This window comes from Alishewanella aestuarii B11 (assembly GCF_000280055.1).
Classification (GTDB): Bacteria; Pseudomonadota; Gammaproteobacteria; order Enterobacterales; family Alteromonadaceae; genus Alishewanella; species Alishewanella aestuarii.
Genome location: NZ_ALAB01000028.1, coordinates 26,130 through 49,388, shown reverse-complemented (window position 1 = coordinate 49,388; position 23,259 = coordinate 26,130). Strand labels below are relative to the sequence as shown.

At 50.8% G+C, this 23,259-nt stretch carries 21 protein-coding genes; 8 read left to right on the top strand and 13 right to left on the bottom strand.

The features are described from left to right. The first annotated feature begins 92 nt into the window (after positions 1-92). The gene (gene mdh, locus AEST_RS11765; RefSeq protein ID WP_008609269.1) at positions 93-1,031 is read left to right on the top strand and encodes a malate dehydrogenase; all 939 of its coding nucleotides are present in this window, start codon (positions 93-95) and stop codon (positions 1,029-1,031) included. A gap of 107 nt (positions 1,032-1,138) precedes the next feature. Here the strand turns inward: mdh and ispB are convergent, their stop codons facing one another. Then, positions 1,139-2,110, bottom strand: coding sequence for an octaprenyl diphosphate synthase (gene ispB / locus AEST_RS11760; protein WP_008609268.1), 972 nt, complete (start codon positions 2,108-2,110; stop codon positions 1,139-1,141). Positions 2,111-2,325: 215 nt separating this feature from the next. On the opposite strand from ispB, the gene rplU reads away from it, so the two are divergent. The 4 genes from rplU (at position 2,326) to folA (ending at position 4,689) form a co-directional block, all read left to right on the top strand. Beyond that, complete coding sequence (gene rplU / locus AEST_RS11755) at positions 2,326-2,634, top strand: 50S ribosomal protein L21 (RefSeq protein ID WP_008609267.1); 309 nt, start codon at positions 2,326-2,328, stop codon at positions 2,632-2,634. Positions 2,635-2,649: 15 nt separating this feature from the next. After that, the gene (gene rpmA / locus AEST_RS11750; RefSeq protein ID WP_008609266.1) at positions 2,650-2,907 is read left to right on the top strand and encodes a 50S ribosomal protein L27; all 258 of its coding nucleotides are present in this window, start codon (positions 2,650-2,652) and stop codon (positions 2,905-2,907) included. A 127-nt stretch (positions 2,908-3,034) separates the two neighbouring features. Then, the gene (gene cgtA, locus AEST_RS11745) at positions 3,035-4,192 is read left to right on the top strand and encodes an Obg family GTPase CgtA (protein WP_008609265.1); all 1,158 of its coding nucleotides are present in this window, start codon (positions 3,035-3,037) and stop codon (positions 4,190-4,192) included. Between the two features lie 8 nt (positions 4,193-4,200). Further along, on the top strand, positions 4,201-4,689 hold the full coding sequence (folA, locus tag AEST_RS11740; RefSeq protein WP_169313978.1) for a type 3 dihydrofolate reductase: 489 nt from the start codon (positions 4,201-4,203) through the stop codon (positions 4,687-4,689). 115 nt (positions 4,690-4,804) lie between these two features. Here folA and AEST_RS11735 read toward each other — a convergent pair whose 3' ends face one another. The 7 genes from AEST_RS11735 to AEST_RS11705 form a co-directional block, all read right to left on the bottom strand. Further along, positions 4,805-6,814 carry a methyl-accepting chemotaxis protein gene (locus AEST_RS11735; protein WP_008609263.1) on the bottom strand — a complete coding sequence of 670 codons (2,010 nt, stop codon included), beginning with the start codon at positions 6,812-6,814 and terminating at the stop codon, positions 4,805-4,807. Positions 6,815-6,899: 85 nt separating this feature from the next. Next, entirely contained in the window at positions 6,900-7,706 is an 807-nt protein-coding gene (locus tag AEST_RS11730) for a symmetrical bis(5'-nucleosyl)-tetraphosphatase (RefSeq protein WP_008609262.1), read from the bottom strand. Beyond that, positions 7,706-8,083: a Co2+/Mg2+ efflux protein ApaG gene (apaG, locus tag AEST_RS11725; RefSeq protein WP_008609261.1), complete on the bottom strand. Its 378-nt coding sequence runs from the start codon at positions 8,081-8,083 to the stop codon at positions 7,706-7,708. The genes AEST_RS11730 and apaG overlap by 1 nt, the downstream gene beginning before the upstream one ends. Further along, a complete protein-coding gene (gene rsmA / locus AEST_RS11720) occupies positions 8,073-8,891 on the bottom strand; it encodes a 16S rRNA (adenine(1518)-N(6)/adenine(1519)-N(6))-dimethyltransferase RsmA (protein ID WP_008609259.1) in 819 nt (272 codons plus the stop codon). Before rsmA ends, apaG begins: the two co-directional genes overlap by 11 nt. After that, positions 8,884-9,882, bottom strand: a complete 999-nt coding sequence (gene pdxA, locus AEST_RS11715; RefSeq protein ID WP_202948019.1) for a 4-hydroxythreonine-4-phosphate dehydrogenase PdxA — start codon at positions 9,880-9,882, stop codon at positions 8,884-8,886. The genes rsmA and pdxA overlap by 8 nt, the downstream gene beginning before the upstream one ends. Next, positions 9,879-11,168, bottom strand: coding sequence for a peptidylprolyl isomerase SurA (surA, locus tag AEST_RS11710; protein WP_008609256.1), 1,290 nt, complete (start codon positions 11,166-11,168; stop codon positions 9,879-9,881). The genes pdxA and surA overlap by 4 nt, the downstream gene beginning before the upstream one ends. A gap of 11 nt (positions 11,169-11,179) precedes the next feature. Continuing rightward, positions 11,180-13,444 carry an LPS-assembly protein LptD gene (locus AEST_RS11705; RefSeq protein ID WP_008609255.1) on the bottom strand — a complete coding sequence of 755 codons (2,265 nt, stop codon included), beginning with the start codon at positions 13,442-13,444 and terminating at the stop codon, positions 11,180-11,182. A gap of 160 nt (positions 13,445-13,604) precedes the next feature. On the opposite strand from AEST_RS11705, the gene djlA reads away from it, so the two are divergent. Then, a complete protein-coding gene (gene djlA / locus AEST_RS11700; RefSeq protein ID WP_039925488.1) occupies positions 13,605-14,387 on the top strand; it encodes a co-chaperone DjlA in 783 nt (260 codons plus the stop codon). Positions 14,388-14,392: 5 nt separating this feature from the next. Here djlA and AEST_RS11695 read toward each other — a convergent pair whose 3' ends face one another. From AEST_RS11695 to rapA, 5 genes are all read right to left on the bottom strand, one after another. After that, positions 14,393-15,145 (bottom strand): DUF3530 family protein, encoded by a 753-nt coding sequence (locus AEST_RS11695; protein WP_169313977.1) that lies wholly within the window; start codon positions 15,143-15,145, stop codon positions 14,393-14,395. A 105-nt stretch (positions 15,146-15,250) separates the two neighbouring features. Next, positions 15,251-15,586, bottom strand: a complete 336-nt coding sequence (locus AEST_RS11690; protein WP_008609252.1) for a hypothetical protein — start codon at positions 15,584-15,586, stop codon at positions 15,251-15,253. Between the two features lie 137 nt (positions 15,587-15,723). Then, the gene (locus AEST_RS11685) at positions 15,724-16,803 is read right to left on the bottom strand and encodes an OmpA family protein (RefSeq protein ID WP_008609251.1); all 1,080 of its coding nucleotides are present in this window, start codon (positions 16,801-16,803) and stop codon (positions 15,724-15,726) included. 163 nt (positions 16,804-16,966) lie between these two features. Beyond that, on the bottom strand, positions 16,967-17,614 hold the full coding sequence (locus tag AEST_RS11680; protein ID WP_008609250.1) for an RluA family pseudouridine synthase: 648 nt from the start codon (positions 17,612-17,614) through the stop codon (positions 16,967-16,969). 1 nt (position 17,615) lies between these two features. Then, positions 17,616-20,519: an RNA polymerase-associated protein RapA gene (gene rapA / locus AEST_RS11675; protein ID WP_008609249.1), complete on the bottom strand. Its 2,904-nt coding sequence runs from the start codon at positions 20,517-20,519 to the stop codon at positions 17,616-17,618. A 229-nt stretch (positions 20,520-20,748) separates the two neighbouring features. Here rapA and AEST_RS11670 point away from each other — a divergent pair, with 229 nt between their 5' ends. Then, positions 20,749-22,140 carry a PhoH family protein gene (locus AEST_RS11670; RefSeq protein ID WP_008609248.1) on the top strand — a complete coding sequence of 464 codons (1,392 nt, stop codon included), beginning with the start codon at positions 20,749-20,751 and terminating at the stop codon, positions 22,138-22,140. 90 nt (positions 22,141-22,230) lie between these two features. After that, positions 22,231-23,259, top strand: a complete 1,029-nt coding sequence (locus AEST_RS11665; protein WP_156803894.1) for a hypothetical protein — start codon at positions 22,231-22,233, stop codon at positions 23,257-23,259.

Below are 23,259 nucleotides of genomic sequence, written 5' to 3'. Positions count from 1 at the left end.
TGTTTAGACTTTAGGCGTAAGATATTTGTATTTTCGCCGCCATTTCAGTATTGTTGGCGCGGTTATTCTGAACTGTAAAATTGGAGAGAATCATGAAAGTTGCCGTATTAGGTGCAGCCGGTGGTATCGGTCAGGCACTGTCTTTATTACTGAAATTAGATTTACCTGCCGGCACAGACTTAGCCTTATATGATCTGGCTCCAGTAACACCGGGCGTGGCAGTTGATTTAAGCCATATCCCAACCGCAGTAAAAGTAACGGGTTTTGGTAAAGAAGACCTGAGCAAGGCGCTCCTTGGTGCTGATATCGTGATGATCCCTGCTGGTATGCCGCGCAAGCCAGGTATGGACCGCTCTGATTTATTCAATATCAACGCCGGTGTGGTAAAAACTCTGGCCGAAGCCATTGTTGAAAATTGCCCGAAAGCGCTGGTGGGTATTATCACTAACCCGGTCAATACCACTGTTGCTATCGCTGCTGACGTGTTCAAAAAAGCCGGTACTTACGATCCGCGTCGCCTGTTCGGTGTGACGACGCTGGATGTGATCCGTGCTGAAACCTTCGTTGCTGAATTAAAAGGCAAAAGCCCTGTTGATGTGGCAGTGCCTGTTATCGGTGGTCACAGTGGCACCACTATTCTGCCATTATTATCACAAGTGGCTGATGTTAGTTTCTCGGATGAGGAAGTAAAATCTCTAACTCACAGAATTCAGAACGCCGGTACTGAAGTTGTTGAAGCTAAGGCGGGTGGCGGATCGGCTACCCTGTCTATGGGTCAGGCTGCTGCCCGTTTCTGTTTGTCACTGGTTAAAGGTTTACAAGGTAAAACGGTTACTGAATACGCTTATGTAGAAGGTAACGGTGAATATGCCCGTTTCTTCGCTCAGCCAATCGTACTGGGCAAAAACGGTGTCGAACACCTGCTGCCAATCGGTGAGCTGAGTGCTTTTGAACACAAAGCCATGACCGATATGTTAGGCACCCTGAAAGCCGACATTACGCTGGGTGAAGAGTTCGTTAAGAACAACTAAGCTAAGCGGTAATCGACAATAAAGGCGCCGTTGGCGCCTTTATGTTTTTGCGGATTCGGTTTGTGCTATCACCTGTAAGTGAAAGCACCCTTAAGTGACAGCACCCTTTAGTGACTGCGTGATACAGCGATATCGGCCAATGCTAACAGCGCCTGCTTATAGGGGCTATCCGGCAGTGGTTGCAACGCTAATTGCGCGGCTTTCGCTTCTTGTACTGCTTTGTCACGGGTGTAGTCAAAGGCGCCGGTTTGCTCTAAGGCTGCCATAATTTCGCTAAAGTGCTGCATACCGTTACCCTCGGTAATGGCCTCGCGAATTAAGTGTTGCTGCCGGGCGTTGCCTTGTTTTAACGCATAGAGCAGCGGCAGGGTGGGCTTGCCTTCGGCCAGATCATCCCCGATATTCTTACCCAGTTCGGCAGCATCGGCCTGGTAGTCCAGCACATCATCAATTAGCTGAAAGGCGGTACCCAAATGCATGCCATAGGCCTGCATCGCTTGCTCGATGGCAGCGGGCTGATTTGAAATGACGGCGGCTAACTGGGTTGCCGCTTCAAATAATTTGGCCGTTTTGCAGTAAATGACCTGCATATAGCTTTGCTCGGTAGTATCAGGATCATTCACATTCATCAGCTGCAGCACTTCGCCTTCAGCGATAATGTTAGTGGCATCGGCCAGTACCTGCATTACGCGCATGCTGTTTAATGACACCATCATCTGAAACGAGCGGCTATACAGGAAATCACCAACTAATACACTGGCCTGATTGCCGAACAGCGCGTTAGCGGTTTCTTTACCGCGGCGCATAGTTGACTCATCCACCACGTCATCGTGTAGCAGGGTCGAGGTATGAATAAACTCGACAATAGCCGCAACACTAATATGTTGCTGCCCCTGATACCCCAGTGCCCGGGCAGCTAATACCGCCAGTAAAGGGCGTAACCTTTTACCGCCGCTATTGACGATGTAGATACCAAGTTGGTTAATCAGCGCCACGTCGGAGCTGAGCTGAGAGAATATCTGCTGGTTTACTGCCGTCATATCGGCTGCCGCGAGGCGTTGTATTTCGTCGAGCGTCATCTGCCAACAACTGCGTTAAGTCTCTGAATAAGGTCAATTCTACACTATTAGCCGCCCTGGCTAAAATGAAATCTGGATCCTTTTCTGCGACAGCAGATCTTTTTCATAATTGTGCTTGCGGCTGTGGGGGAAATTGCGTACAATTCGCGCCCTGTGAATTGAATTAACACGCCCCTTTATTTACAAGCGATGGCGTGCTTTGTACGGAGTTAACTATGTACGCGGTTTTCCAAAGTGGTGGCAAACAGCACCGTGTGACGGAAGGTCAGACTCTTCGTCTGGAGAAGTTAGACCTGGAAACAGGCGCAACAATCGAATTTACCCCGCTGATGATCGCTAACGGCGAAGCCATCAGCATCGGTGCCCCTTTAGTTGAAGGTGGTAAAGTAGTAGCGGAAGTGGTCAGTCATGGCCGTGGCGATAAGATCAAGATCGTCAAGTTCCGTCGTCGTAAGCATTCACGTAAGCAGATGGGCCACCGTCAGTGGTTCACTGAAGTGAAAATCACCAGCATCAGCGCGTAACAGGAGTATCGACACATGGCAAGTAAGAAAGGTGTAGGTAGCACTCGTAACGGTCGCGATTCAGAAGCTAAACGCTTAGGTGTTAAGCGTTTCGGTGGTGAGTCTGTATTAGCAGGTAACATCATTGTGCGTCAGCGTGGTACTAAGTTCCATGCCGGCAGCAACGTTGGTATCGGTAAAGACCACACTTTATTCGCCTTAACCGACGGTAAAGTGAAATTCGAAGTGAAAGGCGAACACAACCGTAAGTTCGTTAGCATCGTCAGCGAATAAGCTGCAGATCTTCGAAAGAACCCCGCCTGGTGCGGGGTTTTTTTATAAATTTTCCGCACCCCCCGACATAGGTTATACTTGGCTGCATAAGTCAGGTTCCTAAGCACAGTTAAGCAGGACAGCACCGATGAAGTTTGTAGATGAAGCGATAATTCGCGTCGAGGCCGGCGACGGCGGCAACGGCATTATCAGTTTTTTACGGGAAAAGTTTATCTCCAAAGGCGGGCCGAACGGCGGTGACGGCGGGGATGGCGGCGACGTCTATCTGCAAGCGGATGAGAACCTGAACACACTGGTCGATTATCAGTTTGAGAAATATCACAGTGCTGAACGCGGTGAGAACGGTGGCAGCGTAAACTGTACCGGTAAGCGCGGTGCCGATCTGGTATTAAAAGTGCCGGTGGGTACCCGGGCGGTGGATGTTGATACCGATGAAGTGATTGGCGATCTGACTACCAATGGCCAGAAGTTAATGGTCGCCAAAGGCGGCTGGCATGGTTTAGGTAATGCCCGTTTTGCCAGCAGCACCAACCGTACACCACGCAAGAAAACCAATGGTACGCCGGGTGAGATCCGTAATTTACGTCTTGAGCTGTTACTGCTGGCCGATGTCGGTCTGTTAGGTCTGCCCAATGCCGGTAAATCAACGCTGATCCGTGCAGTATCTGCCGCCAAGCCGAAAGTGGCCGATTATCCTTTTACTACCCTGGTACCGAATTTGGGTGTGGTCCGTGTTGAGTCGCACCGCTCCTTTGTGATTGCCGATATCCCGGGTCTGATTGAAGGCGCCGCTGAAGGTGCTGGTCTGGGTATTCAGTTCCTGAAACACCTGGAGCGCTGCCGTCTATTATTGCATGTGATTGATGTACTGCCTGCTGACGGTTCCGATCCGGCAGAAAATGCGCAAACCATCATTCAGGAGCTGCACAAGTACAGTGCCAAGCTTGCTGCCAAGCCACGCTGGCTGGTATTTAACAAGCTGGATCTGGTACTTGAAGACGAACTGGAAGAGATTGTGCAGCAGGTGACGACAGCACTGGACTGGCAGGGACCGGTATTTAAGATATCTGCTGCCTCGCGCGAAAATACCCAGCAGCTATCACGCGAGATCCTGAACTATATCGAGCAGCTACCGGAAGAAAAAGCCAGCGAGCAAGCGGCTGATCCGGTAACCTTTAAGTGGGATGACTACCATGAGGAAGTCAACTCGCTGGAAGATGATCTGGATGACGATGATGATTTCGACGACGACGATTACGACGTTGAAGTGATTTACCAGCGCTAGGTCAGACGATGCGGATTTCGATGATCGCCGCGATGGCGCAGCAGCGGGTGATTGGTTTAAATAACCAAATGCCCTGGCATTTACCCGCTGATTTACAACACTTTAAAAAAGTCACGCTCGGTAAGCCGGTGGTAATGGGGCGTAAGACCTTTGAGTCGATTGGCCGGCCCTTACCAGGACGGCGTAATATCGTTATCAGCCGGCAAACGCCACCTGCCGATAGCCCGGTCGAGTGGGTCAGTAGCATCGAGCAGGCGTTAGCCTTATTGGCGGAACAGCCGGAAGTGATGATTATTGGCGGTGCCGAGATTTACCGGCAGTGTCTGCCGCTGGCCCAGCGCTTATACCTGACTGAAATCGCGCTTGAAACCGCCGGAGACGCCTTTTTCCCAGATTACCGTGCTGCGGGCAACTGGCAGGAGATCGCGCGCGAGGAACATCCACAGAGCGCAGAGAATCCGCTGGGTTATCGTTTTATTACCCTGGAACGGCAGTAGGCATTACAGCGTAGTGACTGAGCTACGTTTAAGGCAACAAGCAAGCCGTCAAATAGCAAAACAGCAAATTAAAAAAGGCCAGCATCACGCTGGCCTTTTTGGCGTCTGAGTCAGGTTACACTTTAAACTGATCGACTGAACGGCGTAGCTCTTCCGCCAGCTTCGCCACTTCATGGCTGGAGGCTGAGGTTTGTTCGGCACCTGAAGCAGTTTGTTCGGCAATGGCCACAATAGACTCCAGCAAACCGCTGATCTCAGCTGATACCTGATGCTGCTCTTTGGCGGCACTGGAAATCTGTTCGCTCATGTCGTGAGCCAGATGTACAGCATGGGTAATCGAATCCAGTGCTGAGGTGGCGACTTCCGTCTTGGCAACACAATCCTCGGCTTGTTTCTTACCTTTGTTCATCGCTTCTACCGCAGCATGAGCACCGCTTTGCAGCGCCTGGATCATCGCCTGAATTTCCTGGGTCGAAGCCTGTGTCTTGCTGGCCAGTGAGCGTACTTCATCGGCCACAACGGCAAAGCCGCGGCCTTGTTCACCGGCCCGGGCGGCCTCAATGGCGGCGTTTAATGCCAGCAGGTTGGTTTGCTCAGCAATGCCGCGGATCACATCGAGGATGCTACCAATAGAGGCGCTGTCTTTATGCAGCTTGTTGATCACCTGCGATGCTTGCTCTACTTCGCGTGACAGCTGGATAATGATGGCTTTGTTTTCCAGTGAAATGCCTTTAACCCGTTCGGCTTCTTTATCGGCATTTTTGATCTCGTTAAGCGCATCATTCGAGCTTTGCAGTACACCTTGTGAGGTACTGCTCATCTCGGTGGTGGCGGTTGCTGCCTGGGTAACCTGAGATTTCTGCTCGCGGATAGCCTGGGTGGTTTGTAGCGTGATAGCTGAGGTTTGCTCTGAGGCCGCAGCCAGCTGGGTTGAACGTGAGATAATACCCTGGATCAGTTGCTGCAGGCTCTGGTTAACCTTATTGATATTGCGTGCCAGATCACCAAATTCATCCTGGCTGCGGTCATCCAGCTTCTGTGTCAGGTCACCAGAGGCAACGACACTTAGCATGGCGTTGACTTTTTCCAGCGGCTTAACAATCGCAAACACGGTACGGTAGGCAATAAAGACCGCGATCAGCACAGAAAACAGCATGACGATAAAGATCGCGGTGACGGCATTGCTAACACTGCTACGGCTTTGCTCCTGAATTTCTGCCGCTACCCGGGTGCTTTGGTTCAATAAAGCATTCAGACGGGTGATCGCCATGCTGGTTTGTTCGTCCGCTTGTTGCAGCAGCTGTGACGCTCGGGTTTTGCCCTGCAAAAACTGCATTTTCAGGGCGGGTATGCCTTGGCTGGCATCTAATAACTGGGCTACGTCTTGTAGTTTATCGGCCAGCTCTTGTGGCATGGCAACCTGTGACGCCTCGCTCAGCATAACTTGCAGCTGGGTTTCTAAGTCCTGTAACCGGAATGCAATATCATTATTGATAGTACTGGCGGTATTGTCATTGCTGGTGCGGTTCAAATCCACTACCACGCTGATCAGACTATTAATCCCGGTCTCCATTTGTGTCGCAGCCTGATAAGCACGTGGAAAGCGGTTGCGCACATTGCTTAAGTCAGTAAAATCGAGCAGTAAGGACGCCATATCATCAGCATGCCCTTCCAGCTCGGCCATTTTGCTGTCGATGCTGCTTTGTAACTGAAGGTTTTGTGCCAGTTGATCAAATAACTGATTCGAAAGTGGGATAAAGGCGTCAAAGGCTGCCGCAACAGGTTGTGTCGCTTCCCGCAGGCGTTGTTGTTGCTGTACTGCTTTGTTAAGCTCTGCGGCAGCGGTCGAATAAGCGCGTTGTTCAGCAGCAAATTGCTCGCGCAGGCTGCTAATCTGTTCGTTGGTCGGTGCATTAAAGGCTTGCAGACTGATTTTACTCATCAGCACAAACTCGCTCTTCATTAACGCACTGTTTTCTAAAGCCGGGATTGAAACATTGTTTACTTCGGCGGTAGAGGAACTAATGCTGCTCAGTTGCGAGTAGGCGGTAAAGCCAATAATCAGCAACAGCAAGGTTATCACACTGAAACCGCCAACTACCCTTAGTTTTACGGTCAACTTCATAACAACTCCAGTTTGATCGAATTATGTGGTCGGACTGTACTGTCTTATGCAGCAAAGACGGGGCCGAGTGGCCAAGCCTAACCTATTATTGTTGTTCTGCTCTGACACTATAACGTTGTCTGCTTTCAACGCAATAGGCGGTCAGTAGATTTCCCCATACACAACCTGTGTCCAGCGCCTGAATATCGGCTATCGGACTTTGACCGTTGAGCGCGGCCCAGTGGCCGAATAATAACTCAGGATGAGGTTTATTGCGCCAGAATTCGTACCAGGGTACCAAATCCGGTTGATTTTCTGGCGCAGCCTTGCTGGATAGCTCTAGTGCGCCGTCGGGATGGCAAAAGCGCATCCGGGTGCAGGCGTTAATGGTATAGCGCCAGCGTTGCTCTTCAGTTTGGGCATCTGCCCAGCGTGCCGGTAAGTTACCGTACATGGCGGCGAGAAGTGGCACGGGATCTTGCTGTAACTGCCGGGAAACGTCGGCGCAGGCGCTAATTGCCGTCGGTAGGTCCCAGTCCGGGGCCAGGCCGGCATGTAACATCCAATAGGTATCCTCTGGCCCGCGTTGTAATAAGGGTTGTTGACATAGCCAACGCACCAGTTCTGCTAAGTCCGGCGCTGCCAGCAGCGCCTCCAGCTTATCGGCGGCTTTAATTTTGCCATAGCCATAATAGTGGGCAATAAAGTTCAGGTCATGGTTACCCAGTACGACCCGGGCGCCACTGCCCAGTTGCTTAACAAAGCGCAGGCAGGCTAAGGAATCAGGACCGCGGGCGATCAGGTCACCACAGAACCATAAGCTGTCCTGCGCCGGTTGATAATTCAGCGCTGCCAGCAGGCGCTGCAGCGGTTCAAAGCAACCTTGTAAATCGCCGATAACGTAGGTAGCCATCAGTTCAGCGCGTGCGGCATGGCCAGTCGGAACAGCGGGATAGGGGTTTGAAAGGGGTGTTTGGCAGCATCAATCATTTCGTAGTAACCCTGCATAGTGCCGACAGGGGTTTCTAATACTGCACCACTGGTATAGCTGTAGGTTTCACCCGGTTGCAGCTCCGGCTGTACCCCGATCACCCCGTCACCGGCGACCTCAGTTTGTTTACCGTTGCCATCGGTGATCAGCCAGTAGCGTCGCAGCAGCTGCACTGGCAGGCTGCTGTGATTGGTAATATTGACACAGTAAGCAAACACATAACGTTGTTCGGCGGGATCAGACTGAGCGCCAAGATAAAAACTGTCTACCGAAACCTTGACCTGATGTTCAGCTTGCATCCGTCTTTTCCTGTGTCGCCAGCCACTGCGCAACGCGGATAAAGTCAGTAACTGGAAGTTGCTCGGGTCTTAACCCCGGGTTGATGCCCAGGGCTTCAATTTGTTCAGCAGTGGCGAAATTACTGAAGCCATTGCGCAGTGTTTTACGGCGCTGATTAAAGGCTTCCAGACAAACCCGGTTTAGGATGGCCGGGTCAACGGCGGCCCGCTCAGCTTTGGGGAAAGGGATCAGGCGTACCACTGCAGAATCGACTTTCGGCGCCGGCTTAAAGGCGCCTGGCCCCACCTGCACGACCGGCAGTGCCTTGCAATAGTACTGTGTCATCACACTGAGGCGACCATAGTCCTTACCCCCATGGCTGGCCGTCATCCGATCTACCACTTCCTTTTGTAGCATAAAATGCATGTTTTCAATTTCATCCGCGAATTCAAACAGATGAAACAGTAAAGGCGTAGAAATATTGTATGGCAGGTTACCAAAGACTTTGAGCTTTTGCCCGGGCTGGATTAACTGGCGAAAATCAAACTTCATGGCATCAGCCTGAAAGATTTGCAGTTTGTCAGCAAGGGTAGGGTGTTGGCGCAGACGCTCAGCCAGATCGCGGTCCAGCTCTACGACTGTGAGTTTTCCTGCCGCCTCAGCAACCGGTTCAGTCAGCGCACCCAGTCCAGGGCCAATTTCGACCAGCAGATCTGTACTTTTCGGTGCTATCGCTTTGACGATTCTGCCAATGACCTGAGGATCATGTAAAAAGTTTTGGCCAAAGCGTTTGCGGGCGCGGTGGCCCTGATGAACATTGTCAGTCATGATTATCCAGGGTGCGTTGTGCCAGTTGAATGGCTTCTCTGACAGCATGAAATAGGCTGCCCGGATCGGCTTTGCCGCTGCCAGCCAGATCAAGTGCGGTACCATGATCGACAGAGGTCCGGATCAGGGGTAAGCCCAGGCTGATATTTACTGAGCGGCCAAAGCCTTTGTATTTCAGAACCGGTAACCCCTGATCGTGATACATGGCCAACACGGCATCGGCATCGTTCAGATATTTGGGTTGAAACAGGGTATCGGCAGGTAGCGGGCCGAACAGTTGCATCCCGGTCGAGCGCAGCTCATTTAATGCCGGGATAATCACATCAATTTCTTCGCGGCCCAGATGACCTCCTTCACCGGCATGCGGGTTTAAGCCGCACACATAAATTTTCGGTTCAGGGATGCCAAATTTCTGCTGCAGATCCTGATGCAAGATGGTCAGCACTTTTAATAAACGTTCACGGGTAATGGCTTTGGCAACATAGGCCAGCGGAATATGGGTGGTAGCCAGTGCCACTCTTAAACCTTCAGTGGCCAGCATCATCACCACATAAGGGGTGTTGGATTGCTGGGCAAAGAACTCGGTATGGCCGCTAAAAGCAATACCTGCTTGATTGATAATACCCTTGTGCACTGGTCCGGTGACGATGGCAGCGACCTCTCCCGCAATCACCATTGCGCCGGCTGCCGTTAAGGTCTCGACGACATAGTTACCGTTGGCAGCATTGAGCTCGCCAGCAACGACGGCAGCGGCCAGCGGAAAGTCCCGAACTGTCAGCGTACCTGCTGCCTGAGGTTTCGCAGGTACTGCTGCATCAAAGGGTAAAAACTGTACTTGCAAACCCAGTTGCTGTGCGCGGTCGCGCAGCAACTGCAGGTTAGCGCAAACAACCAACTCAACCGGCCAGGCCTGTTGTGCCAACGCCAGTACCAGATCAGGACCTATACCGGCAGGTTCACCGGGGGTTATTGCCAGGCGCAAGGTCATCAGTTATCGGCCAGAACTTCAATATAGGCTTCATCACGCAGTTCGCGCAGGAAGCTGGTGGATTCCTCGTTGAAACGACGGTTGAAGATCATCCGGTATACCTGCTCTCTCTTACGATCGGCAGTGGCATCCACAGTACGACGATCCAACAGTTGCGCAATATGCCAACCGTGTTCGGTACGGAAGGGTTCGCTGATTTCATTTAATTGCAGACGGTTCAGGGTATCGCGGAACGCCGGTACGTAAACATCAGGCTCACTCCAGCCGAGTTCGCCACCGTTTAGTTTCGAGCCCGGATCTTCAGAATGTTGTTTCGCCATCTCGGCAAAGTCGGCTTCACCAGCCTGAACCTTTTGCAGGATGTCGTTTAGCAAGCCGCGAGCACGTTCTTCACTGACGATAATCGAAGGTTTCACCAAAATATGCCGGGCTTTAACTTCCTGTAATTCGGTCACGTTTTCGCCACGAATATCGAAAATAGTCAGAATGTGAAAGCCGGCGCCTGAGCGTAAAGGCCCTGCTAAATCGCCTCTTTTGCGACCACGAATGGCTTCCGAGAACAGGGTTGGCATTTCGTTAATACCCATCCAGTCCAGTTCACCACCTTCCAAAGCATTGGCCGCACTGGAGGAGGCAATGGCAATCCGGCGGAAATCGCTGCCTTCGCGCAGTAACTTAATGACCTGCTCGGCACGCTCGCGTGCGTCATTGATTTGCTCAGTCGTTGCCTGGCTCGGAATGGCAATCAGAATATGGCCCAGTTTGTACTGTTCATTAATGGCGCCTTGTTCTTCCATCAGTTTCAGCAGGTTATCGACTTCTTGCGGGCTGATATAAATCCGGCGTTGTACGTTAGCGCGCAGCACCTCGTTGGTAATAATTTCTTCGCGAACCTTTTCCCGGAAGCGCTCATAATTACCCTCTTCTGAGGTGACGCGCTGACGGAACTGCTCCAGGGTCATATTTTCACCCTGAGCGATATTACGAATCGTATCGTCGAGCTGGGCATCGGAAATTTGCAAACCCATACGCTGTGCCATTTGTAGCTGCAAACTGGTCATAATCAAGCGTTCTGTTGCCTGAGTACGCAGTGCCTGGTCAGATGGCAAGGTTTGACCTTGCGCTTGCGCATTGCGTTTAACCCGTTCAACAATCTCATCAATATCGGTTTTTAAAATCACGCCATTATCGACAATAGCTGCCACCCGATCGACTTCACGTTCAGCGGCGCAGAGTGCCAGGCTGGCGGCGCCAAGCAAGAATGCACAGATAAGTTGTTGTAACTTCATAATTTCCTACATTAATTTGTTAGTAAATACGGGCGCCGGTAGCTAAAAATGCCATTCGACAACATATCGGCAACGCCAAAACCTGCTTTATCGCCAAAGCCTTTAAACACAAACTGCAGGCTAAAGCCGCTGTCCAGACGGGCAAATTGGTTCAGATCGGTGATACCACTTTCCAGATCGGCTCTTACCTGCCTTCTGGCGACAAAACGTACTGCCCAGCAGCAGGATTCATATTGCAGTCCGAGATTGGCATCTATCATACGATGATTTGTCACATCCCGATAGTAACTGGCGATCAGTTGCCAGTTTTGTTGCAGAGGGATAGCACCAAATAAGCCCAGTTGCTGGATTTCCACACCTGAGACAGCCCGACTGTAACGATGGTTCAATTGCAACAAGGTATTCTCGCTACCACGGTAGTCTAAACTGGCATTACTTTTTATCAGCTTTTTGCTATCGATATCATATTGTAATGCACTGCTAACGTACCAACGGCGGTACCAATGCCAAATCATTTCCGACGCGAGCATCGATTCGGTTGAAACCAGATCCTGGGTCAGCACATCGTTGGTCACTTCCGGTTCTTTCAGAAAGAAGATCTGACCAAGGCTAAAACGGAACAACTCATTATCAGTATTATCGTAAAAGCGGGTGGTCCAACCCACAGTCAGTTGATTGGCCTCGTTTATCCGGTCCAAACCGGAAAAGCGATTCTGCCGGAACAGACCATAGTAGTCGTCCTGCAAGCGGGTCGTATCATAAAGACCGATCTGACTCTGATCGCGGTAAGGAATATACAGATATTGCAGTTGTGGCTCAAAGGTTTGCAATGCTTGTTCACCGAACCAGTCATATTCGCGCTCAAAGTTTACCCGGGCATGCAAACGAACCTTGGGCAGTGTCCGGCTAATTTTTTCCTGCTCAGCGTCGAGTTGTTGCTCACTTTGCTGTTGATAATAGGTGTACAGCAGACTGCTTTCGGCGGTTAATTCAAAAGCCGGGGTGATAAAAGGTAATCTGATTGTCGGTTCCAGGTGGATCCGATCGGCAGCGGTGTAGAACGCATCGGCGTTGCGAAAATGCGCATACTGAGCCTGCCATAATCCTTGCAGATTATCAGTCAGCTGCAGCGGGTTAGCCGATGCCAGACTGAGTTGTGGCATGGCCTGATAGGCCCTGTTGTAGTTTCCCAGGATTTCAAAACCCTGTAACTTCAACTGAGAATGAACTCTATCCCCAAAATAGCTAAGGTTAGCTTCACGATATAACTGGGTATCGCTCTGGCTATTGAAATCGGAGCCCAGTTCCGTCAGATAGGCATCATCACTGACATCGGTAAAATCCACGTAGCCACGCCAACGCTCGCTAAAGTCTGAGCGATGGCTGATATGGCCCAGATAACGTTGTCCAAAACCGGTTGGCTTATCATTGTCGTTATGCAAATACTCCAGCTGCAGCTGCCCTTGGTGTGCTGCAGTCAGATAGCGAAATTCTGATTTTAACTGAGTCCCTCTCTTGCTCATATAGCGGGGGGTCAGTGTCAAATCATAGTTGGGTGCCAGATTAAAATAATAGGGGAGTTCTAAATCTAACCCGACCCGCTGTGAGCTGCCGACTTTGGGAATTAACAAGCCGGTTTTGCGCTGATCATCAACCGGAAAGGTCAGATAGGGAATATAAAATACCGGCACATCCTTGATGCGGAAGACCGCATGATGCGCTTCGCCCCAGCCTGAGTCTGCCGCAATGGTAATTTCCTCGGCATATAGCCCCCAGCTATTATCCTGTTGAGGACAGGTAGTAAATAAGGCCTGATTCAGCTGTAACTGTTCGGTAGAGGCGACCAGGGCTTTGGCCTCGCCCCGGCCGGCTTGACTGATAAACTGATAGCGGGCGTCCGATAATTGCGCCCTATTGTTTGCCAGATCCGCAGCAAAGCGACTGCCACTGACATAAAGGTCACTGTTGTAATATTCAATACCACCATCGGCAATCAACTGTTGATTGCTGGCGCTATAGCGGGCTCTTGGTGCCTGCAAAAGCGTATCGCGCTGCATAATCTGTACCTGGCCGGAAAAATCAGCCTGCTGATTATCCTGTAAGCTTACGGTGTCAGAAAATATGCGGATACTGTTATCGGAGGGGGTAGCCGATTGCAGCGCTTCGGGGATACTTAACGGTTGGTAACAGAGTGCAGGAGCAGGTTGTTGGGCTTGTGCCTGTGTGGCGTGCAAAGCCGCCCAGATGAGTCCTGCTAAACTTAAACCCTGTTTCATGCCTTCTTCTCGTTAATGCGCTACCCGTGCCGCGTTGCGCGGGTTTGCTATGATAAATCAATTTTAGAAATCCTGCTAATCCGATATAGTGCGGCTGAGTGAAGGTCAGGATTACCCGGCAGGACAGCTGCTTAGGTTAAGTGAAGACGGAGAAGTTCAGGTGTGGGGTAAAGTATTAGGAGCCTTATTCGGCCTGGCATTACTAAAATTGCCGGGGCTGGTACTGGGTGTATTGCTTGGACATCTTGCTGACCAATGGTTTTTGAAACGTTGGGCGCAATTACGTCACCGGCTGCAACCTGAAGACGAGCAAATTCTGTTTATGTACAGCAGTTTTGCGGTGATGGGGCACCTGGCGAAAGCGCGTGGCGTGGTAACGCAAGCGCATATTGCACAGGCCAATCGTTTTATGCAACAGCTGGGATTAACCACCAGCCAGCAACGCGAGGCGCAGGCAGCGTTCCGTGATGGTAAAGCAGTAAACTTCCCGTTTCGGGAGCAGTTACAAGCGTTTTATCAGTGCTATCGCTCGCGGTCAGAAGTGCTGCAATTATTTTTAGAAGTGCAATTGGGTACGGTTTGGGCCGAAGGCAAGATTGTGCCTGAGCAACGGCGTCTGCTAACCGTTATTGCACAGGAGCTTAAGATCGCGCAGCCGGTGCTGGAGCAATTATTACGTTCCTACCAGTCACGGCAGGAGCAAACTACCGGCAATGTTCAGGGGCTTACGTTAGCGGGAGCCTATCAACTATTGGATTGCAGTCCCGAATGCAGCGAGTTGGAGTTGAAGCGAGCGTACCGTAAGCTGATGGCTCAGCATCACCCGGATAAACTGGTATCGCAGGGGGTGCCAGCGGCGATGCTGGAGGTTGCCAAGCAAAGGTCGCAGGAAATACAGGCCGCGTATGAATTTATCAAGCAGCAACGGGCGAAAGCGGGTTAGGAGCGTTAGAATCCTAAACTACTGAGCCAGCCAAAGATTTCTTTGAACAGCCACTCCTGCTGGCTGGCATGATAATGCATATCGGGTAAATAACGTTGCCGGTACAGAGGGTTAGACTGTGCTCGTGCCAACAGTTGCCGCTGTTGACTATCCGTTGCTGACCACGGATGGTCGGCGCCGGTAAGCAGGTCCAGGACTGGGACCTTTAGATTAGTCATCTGTTGTTGTAGCTGTAGCTGTAGCGTCGGATCTTTCAGATAGGCCCCGATACTGACTACGGCGGCAATATTAAGTTCGTCCTGCTCCATCAGCAATGCATGCCAGGCACCAGCAACCTCACCCTGGACCAGGATGATTAGCGGGCCTGTGGGTGCCGGCTGCAACTGCTGTAATGCTTGCCAGCGGGCAGCCAACTGGGCTTTGTTTGCTGCCAACGCAGTGCTGGCGTCCTGCGCCTGATGTGCTTCAAGTTCAGGCAGGGCCAGAATGCTCCAGCCAAAAGCCGGCAAATGCTGAAACAGAAACCCCCAAAGCTGCGGACTTAGCAGGTGACGCTGCTGTGCTGGCATAAAGATGACAGTACCTTTGCTCTGACGGGTAACGGCAGGCACCCTGGCCAGCTGAATTGAGGTTTCTGCAGTCGTTAATGTTGTAAGCTCAAGGCTGGGGTGCTGGCGCACAATATCCTGCCAGTTTGCCAGGGCAGGGCAGGTAACCAATAACAGAGCTACTAATGGCAGTGCGCGAAATGTTGGCATAGTGACACCCGATGAGCCAGATAATACCGTATCGGTCATGGCGGCTAAAACTTAAGCCGCTGACAGTATTATAGCTTGCAGCTGGACCACATTTTTAGCTAAGGGTTAGTTTGCGCTTTGCAGGTGCTCACTGAAGGTATACAGGACTTTGTTATCGTGACTGAACTTAACATAGCTACCGTGGTGTTCCAACAATCTGACCAGTACCGACGGTTGTAAAATAAAACAATACTTAGTGGCTTTAAATTCAACCAGTGCTTTGGCCATTTCTCTTAAGTGGTCATTGGCGGCCAGTCGTTTTGCTTCATGTTCATCATTACAAACATGCGAAGCTTGTTCCAATTGAACTAAAGACTCAGAGTTGGCTGTTTCAGCTAGCAGTGTGGTGCTACCAAGCAGCAAGGTGGCAGCTAAACAGAATTTGACAAAACAAGACATCATTACTCGTTCCCGGAGCTTAGTATAGCGAGCTAAAAATTAGCAGCCTTCGCCCGGCGCGGCAACTGAAATTTTATCTAATACCCCGGAAAATAAAAAAGCCGCTGTTGTCAGCGGCTTTTTTGAGCATTAAGTGGCGATTAACGCATCACTGGCTCTTTGATTTTGGCAGTTACTTTAGCTTCGATGCGCTGGTTAGCAGCATGAGCTTCACGGCTGTTACCAGGTACGCGAGGCTGAGTTACACCAAAGCCTTTTGAGGTAATGCGTGAGCTTTCGATGCCCTGAGCAACTAACAGGTCAGCGATGGCTTTAGCACGACGTTCAGATAAGCGCATGTTGTATTCTGGTTTACCGATGTTAGAGGCGTGACCTTCGATGAAAACCACTGACTCTGGGAAACGCTTCATGAACGCTGCCAGTTTGTTAACTTCAGTGCGGCCTTCTGGCGACACAGTGGCAGAGTCGAAAGCGAAGCGAACTTCGATATCTACGTCACCAACACGGTCCATTTTCTCGGTGTAGATAGTACAGCCCTGGGCATCCACTTTGTGTGCCGCTGGCGTGTTAGGGCAGCGATCCTGGCTGTCAGGTACGCCGTCACCGTCTGAATCTACAACAACAGGAGCAGGTGCTGGTGCCGGCTCTGGCTGTGGTGCCGGAGTTGGGGCTGCAGCAGGTGTTGCACCAAAAATCCAGCTGGCGCCGAACTTAATTGAGGCATCATTCCAGTTACCTTTATTGATACCACGGAAACGGTTACCTTCAGCAAACAGGGCTAAGCTTTCGTTAACAAAGTAACGGTAACCCACACCGATATTTAAAGCGTCAGAGTAGGCTTCATTCTCAAAATGTTTCCAACCACCGACCAGATAAAGGTTGGAGTTATTTAAGTGGTACATAGCGTCAAAACCAAAACGGTCGCCAGTTACCCGTGAACTCTGTGTCAGTGAATCCAGGCTTTGACGTGCATATTCAGCACGAACTGCCCAGTTTTGGTTAACCCGGTAACCAATTTCCAGACCTGCGCCCCAGCCATTGTCAACATTGCCCCATGCGGCAGATTCGCCTTTACGGGTGTCAGTGAAATATGCTTCGCCGAATAAAGAGCCGAAAACTTTCTTCTCCAGATCCTGTGCAGAAGGTGCATTAGCAAAGGCTTGTGCGCTTAATAAAGGTAATGCAGCCAGAACGGCAATAGCGGTTGCTTTAAGTTTCATCCGTTTCTCCTTAGATTCATCTAACTTAGCAAACTTGTAATAGTTTACCATATTGTTTTGACAGTATTATTAGTTTTGAACAAATTTAAGCGTTTAATTTTACGACAGTGGCATCTTAACCAGTAAAACTGAATGTTAGGTTAATAAAGTTCTAAATTTTAGCTTAAAACGGACATTTTGCAAAAAAAGTCAGTTTTTCTGCAGTTTCCGGGTGTACTAAACAGAGCTCGGTAGCATGTAGCTGCAGCCGCCCGATTTGTTGAAAATCCGGATTATAAAATTTATCGCCCAGGATCGGATGGCCAAGGAATTGTAGGTGTACTCTGAGCTGGTGTGAGCGTCCGGTTACCGGCTCCAGTTCAACCAGGCTGCTGTCTGCAGTGCGCTGTAATACCCGGAAATGAGTCAGTGAGGCTTTCCCATATTGGTAGCAAACCTTTTGCTTGGGCCTGTTGGGCCAGTCGCAGATCAATGGTAACTCAATACTCCCCCGATCTGCCGTAATACAACCGCTTACCCTCGCCAGATAGCGTTTTTTGATCGTCCGTTCCGAGAATTGCCGGTTGAGTTCACGCTGCGCTTCCTTGGTCAGTGCCATTACCATCAGACCTGAGGTTGCCATATCCAGCCGGTGCACCACACTTGCCTGTGGCCAGACCCGCTGTACTCGGTATTGCAAGCTGTCAAAATGCTCGGCAGCTTTGCCTGGCACAGAGAGCAGGCCACTGGGTTTATTCAACACCACTAACTGGTCATCCTGATACAAAATGTCCAGATAGGGTGACAGAGGTGGGCGATAATCCAATAGCATACTAGTCGTGGCTCACTACGATAACCCGGATCGCATCTAGTTTTAGACGAGCCTTCGCAAGGTATTCCTCGCCTTGCTGCCGCAGTGCTTGCAGGTGATGAATTTCTTCCGGCCGAACCAGTGGATTAACGCTTTGCAGCGCCAGCAGACGTTGGATTGCGGCAGTCAATTGCTGTTGTAACTGGCTAACAGCCTCAGCTTTGAGTGCCGCCAGTTGACTGTTTGCCTGTTGCTCCGCCGCAGCCAGTAAAGGATGGATCAGATTCTGTAACGCATTAACCAATTTGGCTCCGGTTTGCCGACCTACGGGTTTTAGCTGACGGTTAAAGTTATCAAAGGGCACTTTTGCCGCCAGATCTTTACCGCTTTTGTCCAGCAGCAAGCGAATGGGCGTTGGCGGCAGATAACGGTTAAGCTGCAAAATAGCCGGTGCGCTGGCTTCAGCGATAAAAATCAGTTCGACAAAGAAGCTGCCGACCGGTAACGCCTTGTTCGGTAGCAGGGCGACAGAGCTATTGCCAAAGTGCTCGTTGCTTAGCAGATCCAAAGTGCCGGTGACCATCGGGTGATCCCAGCTTAGAAACTGGATATCTTCCTCTGCCAGCGCCGTTAAGCGGTCAAAGGTGACGGTAGTGCCTTCATCGTCCAGCCCGGGGTAGTTCAGCTGCAATTGTTCCGACGGGCGCAAGATAATGCTGGTGTCTGAGCGATCTTCCTGAGCGACGCCCAGCAGGTCCCAGGCTTTAAACATCAGCATCGGTAACCGCACATCCTGATCCAACTGACTGATTGCTGTCGCTAACTCGATTGCTTTGCTACCGCCAGCGGAGTTAAGTTCAAGTAGCTGATCACGTCCTTGCTCCAGTTGCTGTCGTAACCGGGCTGCCAGGCTTGCGGTGTCGCTGATAAAAGCCAGAACCGATTCAGACTGACAGGCCGCCGAGGCAAGCAGTTGCAACAGCTGTTGCTGTTGTTGTTCAAAAATAATTCGTCCGCTCTGGCAGGTTTGGGCGAAGGCATCCAAGCCTTGCTGATACCAGTCAAATAGCAATTGCTGCGCGGTGCCGGCAAAATAGGGTAAGTGGATCTGGATATCCTGTTGCTGCCCGATCCGGTCCAGGCGACCGATACGCTGTTCCAGCAGATCCGGATTCAGTGGTAAATCGAACAGCACCAGATGATGCGCAAACTGGAAATTCCTGCCCTCACTACCGATCTCTGAGCATAGCAGTACCTGGGCGCTGTATTCTTCCTGCGCAAAGTAGGCCGCGGCTTTATCACGCTCCAGAATGCTCATGCCTTCGTGAAACACAGCGGCTCTTACTCCGGCCAGGGTGCGTAACGCCTCCTCTAGCGCTATGGCGGTGGCTGCTTTGCTACAAATCACCAGAAACTTCGCCGGCCGATGTTGTTTTAACAGATCCAGCAAGTAGCTGACTCTGGGATCGAATTGCCACCACTGGCTGCTCGAACCCTCAAAATCCTGAAATACCTGTTCGGGAAAGAGTTGTGCCTGCACCCGGTGTAGCAGTGGTGCGTCCTGCTGCAAATTCTGAAACACCTTTAATGCATTTTCATACTGGGCAGGCAAGCTGAGCGGCGCCGGAACCGCATGGCGTTTTGGAAAGCCTTTAATACCGGCACGGCTGTTACGGAACAGGATGCGGCCTGTGCCGTGACGGTCCAGTAATTGTTTCAGCAATGCCTCTTTGATCGCAGGCATCGTCTCAGGCTGCTGGCTTAACTGTTCAACTAGCTTGCGACTTTCATTGTCAGCTAACAGTTGTCTCAGCTCTGTCACTAATTCGGCATCAGGGTCCGTTGTTTGCATCAAGCGGCGCGCCAGGGCGGCAATATGTTGATACGTCTGCTCTTGCTCTAAAAACACCTGATAATCATAAAAACGGTCAGGATCAAGCAGGCGCAAACGGGCGAAGTGGCTCTGATGACCAAGCTGATCAGGTGTCGCAGTAAGCAGAATCAGGCCGACCGTATCCTGCGCCAGTGCCTCAATGCGCTGATATTCCGTGCTTGCCGCCTCAGGTTGCCACTGCAGATGATGTGCCTCATCGACCACCAGAATATCCCAGTGACTACCTACTGCCTGTTCATGCCAACTTTTCTTTTTTGTTAGAAACTCCAGGCTACATAACACCAGTTGCTCAGTATCAAAGGGATTGTCAGCATCTAATTGTGCTTGCTGGCAACGTTCTTCATCAAAGATCGAAAAGCGCAGATTAAAACGGCGCCACATTTCAACCAGCCACTGATGTTGTAGCGATTCCGGTACCACGATCAGTACCCGGCTGGCTAGCCCGGTCAGTAATTGTTGATGCAGGATCAGGCCCGCTTCGATAGTTTTACCCAGGCCGACCTCGTCAGCCAATAACACCCGTGGTGCGTGACGCTGGGAAACTTCGCTGGCGATATACAGTTGGTGCGGGATCAAACTCACCCGGCCACCGGCCAGGCCACGCAGTGGGCTTTGCTGCAGTTGTTGCTGCATCTGCCAGCTTTGGAAACGTAGTGGAAAGTACTCGAAGCGGTCGATCTGACCCGCGAACAGGCGGTCCTGCGGCTTATTAAAACTGAGAAAGTGATCGAGAAAAGTTTCGCGCAACACCACCGGCTCACCGTTATCGGTGCGCACGCCATGATAGCTGAGCAGCTGTTGTTGCTCGCTTAACTCCTGCACCAGAATACTGAAGCCTTCTGCACTTTTAATCTGGTCGCCAACATTAAAGGTAACGCGGGTTAGCGGAGCTTCTTGCTGGGCATAGAGCCGTGTTTCGCCACTGGCCGGAAACAATAACGTTAGCATCCGTCCTTCAATTGCGATAACGGTTCCTAACCCTAAATCTGATTCCGCGTCGCTAATCCAACGCTGGCCCAGTGCAAATCTCATACGTAATCCTGGCAGTCTAAAAATGGGGCGCCATGGTACAGCGAAAAACGCTCTGATGCATCTGCAAAACAAGCGGCTGCGGTCATTTTTCTGTCATCTGAATGTCGCAAGGTAGTCACAGGGTAGTTTAAAAAAACTGTCACTCAGTATAGCAGTCTGAGATGGATGCACTATGCTGAACTAATAGGATGCAAAAATCTGTGGGTGAAAACAAAAAGGAGCAGTGCCTATGGCGCGGAAAAAATCGAAAGAGAAGAAGATCTACGTCCTTGATACCAATATTCTGCTGCACGAACCTTTCGCTTTTCTGAACTTCGAAGAACATGATGTTGTAATCCCGATGACCGTACTGGAGGAGCTGGATCATATTAAAGATCGGCATAAGGACGTTAGCCGTGATGCCAGGGTGGCGATCCGGGCGCTGGAGGATGTGCTGAAAGATGCATCACCCGAACAGATGTTGCACGGCGTGGCCTTACCGGCCCGCAGTGATGAAAGACCCAGCGGACATATCTTTATTATTAACGACCACCATTTGAAAGATGAAATTCCGGGCTTACCCGGTGGTGAAAACGATCACCTGATTATTAATACTGCCCTTTATTTACAGCGCGAAAAGAGTCCGGTCAAAGTCATATTAGTGACAAAAGACATCAATATGCGGCTAAAGGCCAAGGGCGCCGGGTTGAAGCTGGTCGAAGATTACCGCACTGACCAGTTAATTGACGATGTCAGATTTCTGTATAAAGGCTATTACAAGTTTAGCGGCGAGTTCTGGTCACAGGTTGGCGAATGCCGTACCGTCAATGAGGGGCGCGAGGTCGTGCACTATATCAGCCGCAAGGTACTACCGAATGCTTATGTAAATGAATATCTGATTGATGAAGCAGAAACCTTTGCCGGCAAGGTGCTGGCGATCACTGAGACAGAGCTGAAGATTGCGGATTATGGTGTGGAACGTATGATGCACCGCCATGCCTGGGGTATTCATCCGAAAAATATCTATCAGGCAATGGCGTTACAGGCGCTGTTGGATCCACAGATGGATCTGGTGATCCTGACTGGCCCCGCCGGTTGCGGTAAAACCCTGATAGCCCTTGCCGCTGCGTTAGAGCTGGTGATTGAGAAAGGCATGTACGATAAGGTCATCGTCACCCGTAATACTCCGGAAATTGCTGAGTCGATTGGGTTTTTACCCGGCTCAGAAGAGGAAAAAATGGCGCCTTGGCTGGCGGCCATCACCGATTCGCTGGAAGTGCTGCACAAAACCGATGAGCATCCGCACGCCAGCGTGAATTACATTATGGAGAAAGCCAATATCCAGTTTAAGTCGGTTAACTTTATGCGCGGCCGCAGCATTCAAAATGCGATAGTGATCCTCGACGAATGCCAGAATCTCAGTGCTGCGCAGTTAAAAACTATTATTACCCGTTGCGGCGAGGGCACCAAGTTAATCTGCTCCGGTAACCTGTCGCAAATTGACAGCAACTATCTGACCGCGGTGACCTCAGGGCTAACCTATATTGTCGAACGTTTTAAGAACTTTGAGGGCAGTACTACCATTAATCTGAACGGGGTGGTTCGTAGCCGGCTGGCGTCCTTTGCCGAGGCTAATCTGTAGGCAGAATCGGGCCAGATGGCCCGTGGTATTTAACTCTGCGCCAAAACGTAGTATGTTCAGCTGAGTTAAATGCTGCTGCAAGGACAGCCGATGCAGAACCCGATCCTTTCTGAATATCAACGCACCCGGCGTCTGGGTGCGTTTTTTGTGTTGCTATTAAGTTTTGCTGCGGCAACAGTGCATTTCTTGCTGACACTGGAGCAGCGAATGGAGTTGCAGAGTCAGCGCCTGGCCATTAAGGCGCTGCATTTGGATGCGCAGTTATTACCTTTACAAAAGTTTGCTGACAGCATGCAGCAACAGGCGTTGTTGGAACAAGCGGACTTGCTATCCGTATTTAATTCCCCCCTTTATACCCTTGACGGCCAAACACCTGATATAGCAAGTTTGCGCTCGGCACAGCGCTTATCCAATAACGAACTGCATTTTTTAAGCCGTTCTGAAGCAGCGCTGAATACCGCCAGAACCCTGTACCCATGGTTGGATCGCGTGCTGTATTGGTCGGATCAGGATTTAGTGTATTTAACGCCGCAACAGCTCTCGCTACTGCAAATCCAGACTTTACAGCCCTGGCTTGAGCAGCAGCGTAAGGTACCGGTTGCCGAGCAAGCCGGTTTGAGCCACCTGGAAACGAACAAAATTTTGCTAAGCCGCCGTTTAAGCTTTGCCGATGGGCATGGCGGTTGGTTGATCTTTGTCATTGACTCAGCCGTTTTGCTTGAGCCTTTTCAGAAGCTGTTGCCTGGAACCGATTTTTTCCTGTTGGACGAGCATGGCAAATTATTAGGTAATAGCCAGACGCCATTGCGCGACCTGGAGCAACGTGTATTGCAGTTGCAGCGGATCGGAAAGCAACCTCTGTCCCTGGTTATGCTGGAGCAGCGGCAAAGTTTGTTCGGTGCCGGACTGCTAGCATTACTGACCTTCTGGTTGGGTTATTTGCTGGTGCTGTCGCTGGCGTTGTGGGCCTTTTTGTATCGCTACCGCCAGAAAACCTTGCAACCAGTAAAGCGGCTGACGATTCATATCGAGCGTTTATTACGCGATCAGGGTGGGGTGCGGCATATTCCTCGCGGCTGGGAAGAGCTTTTTGATAAGATCAATCGTCTGAAACCATAA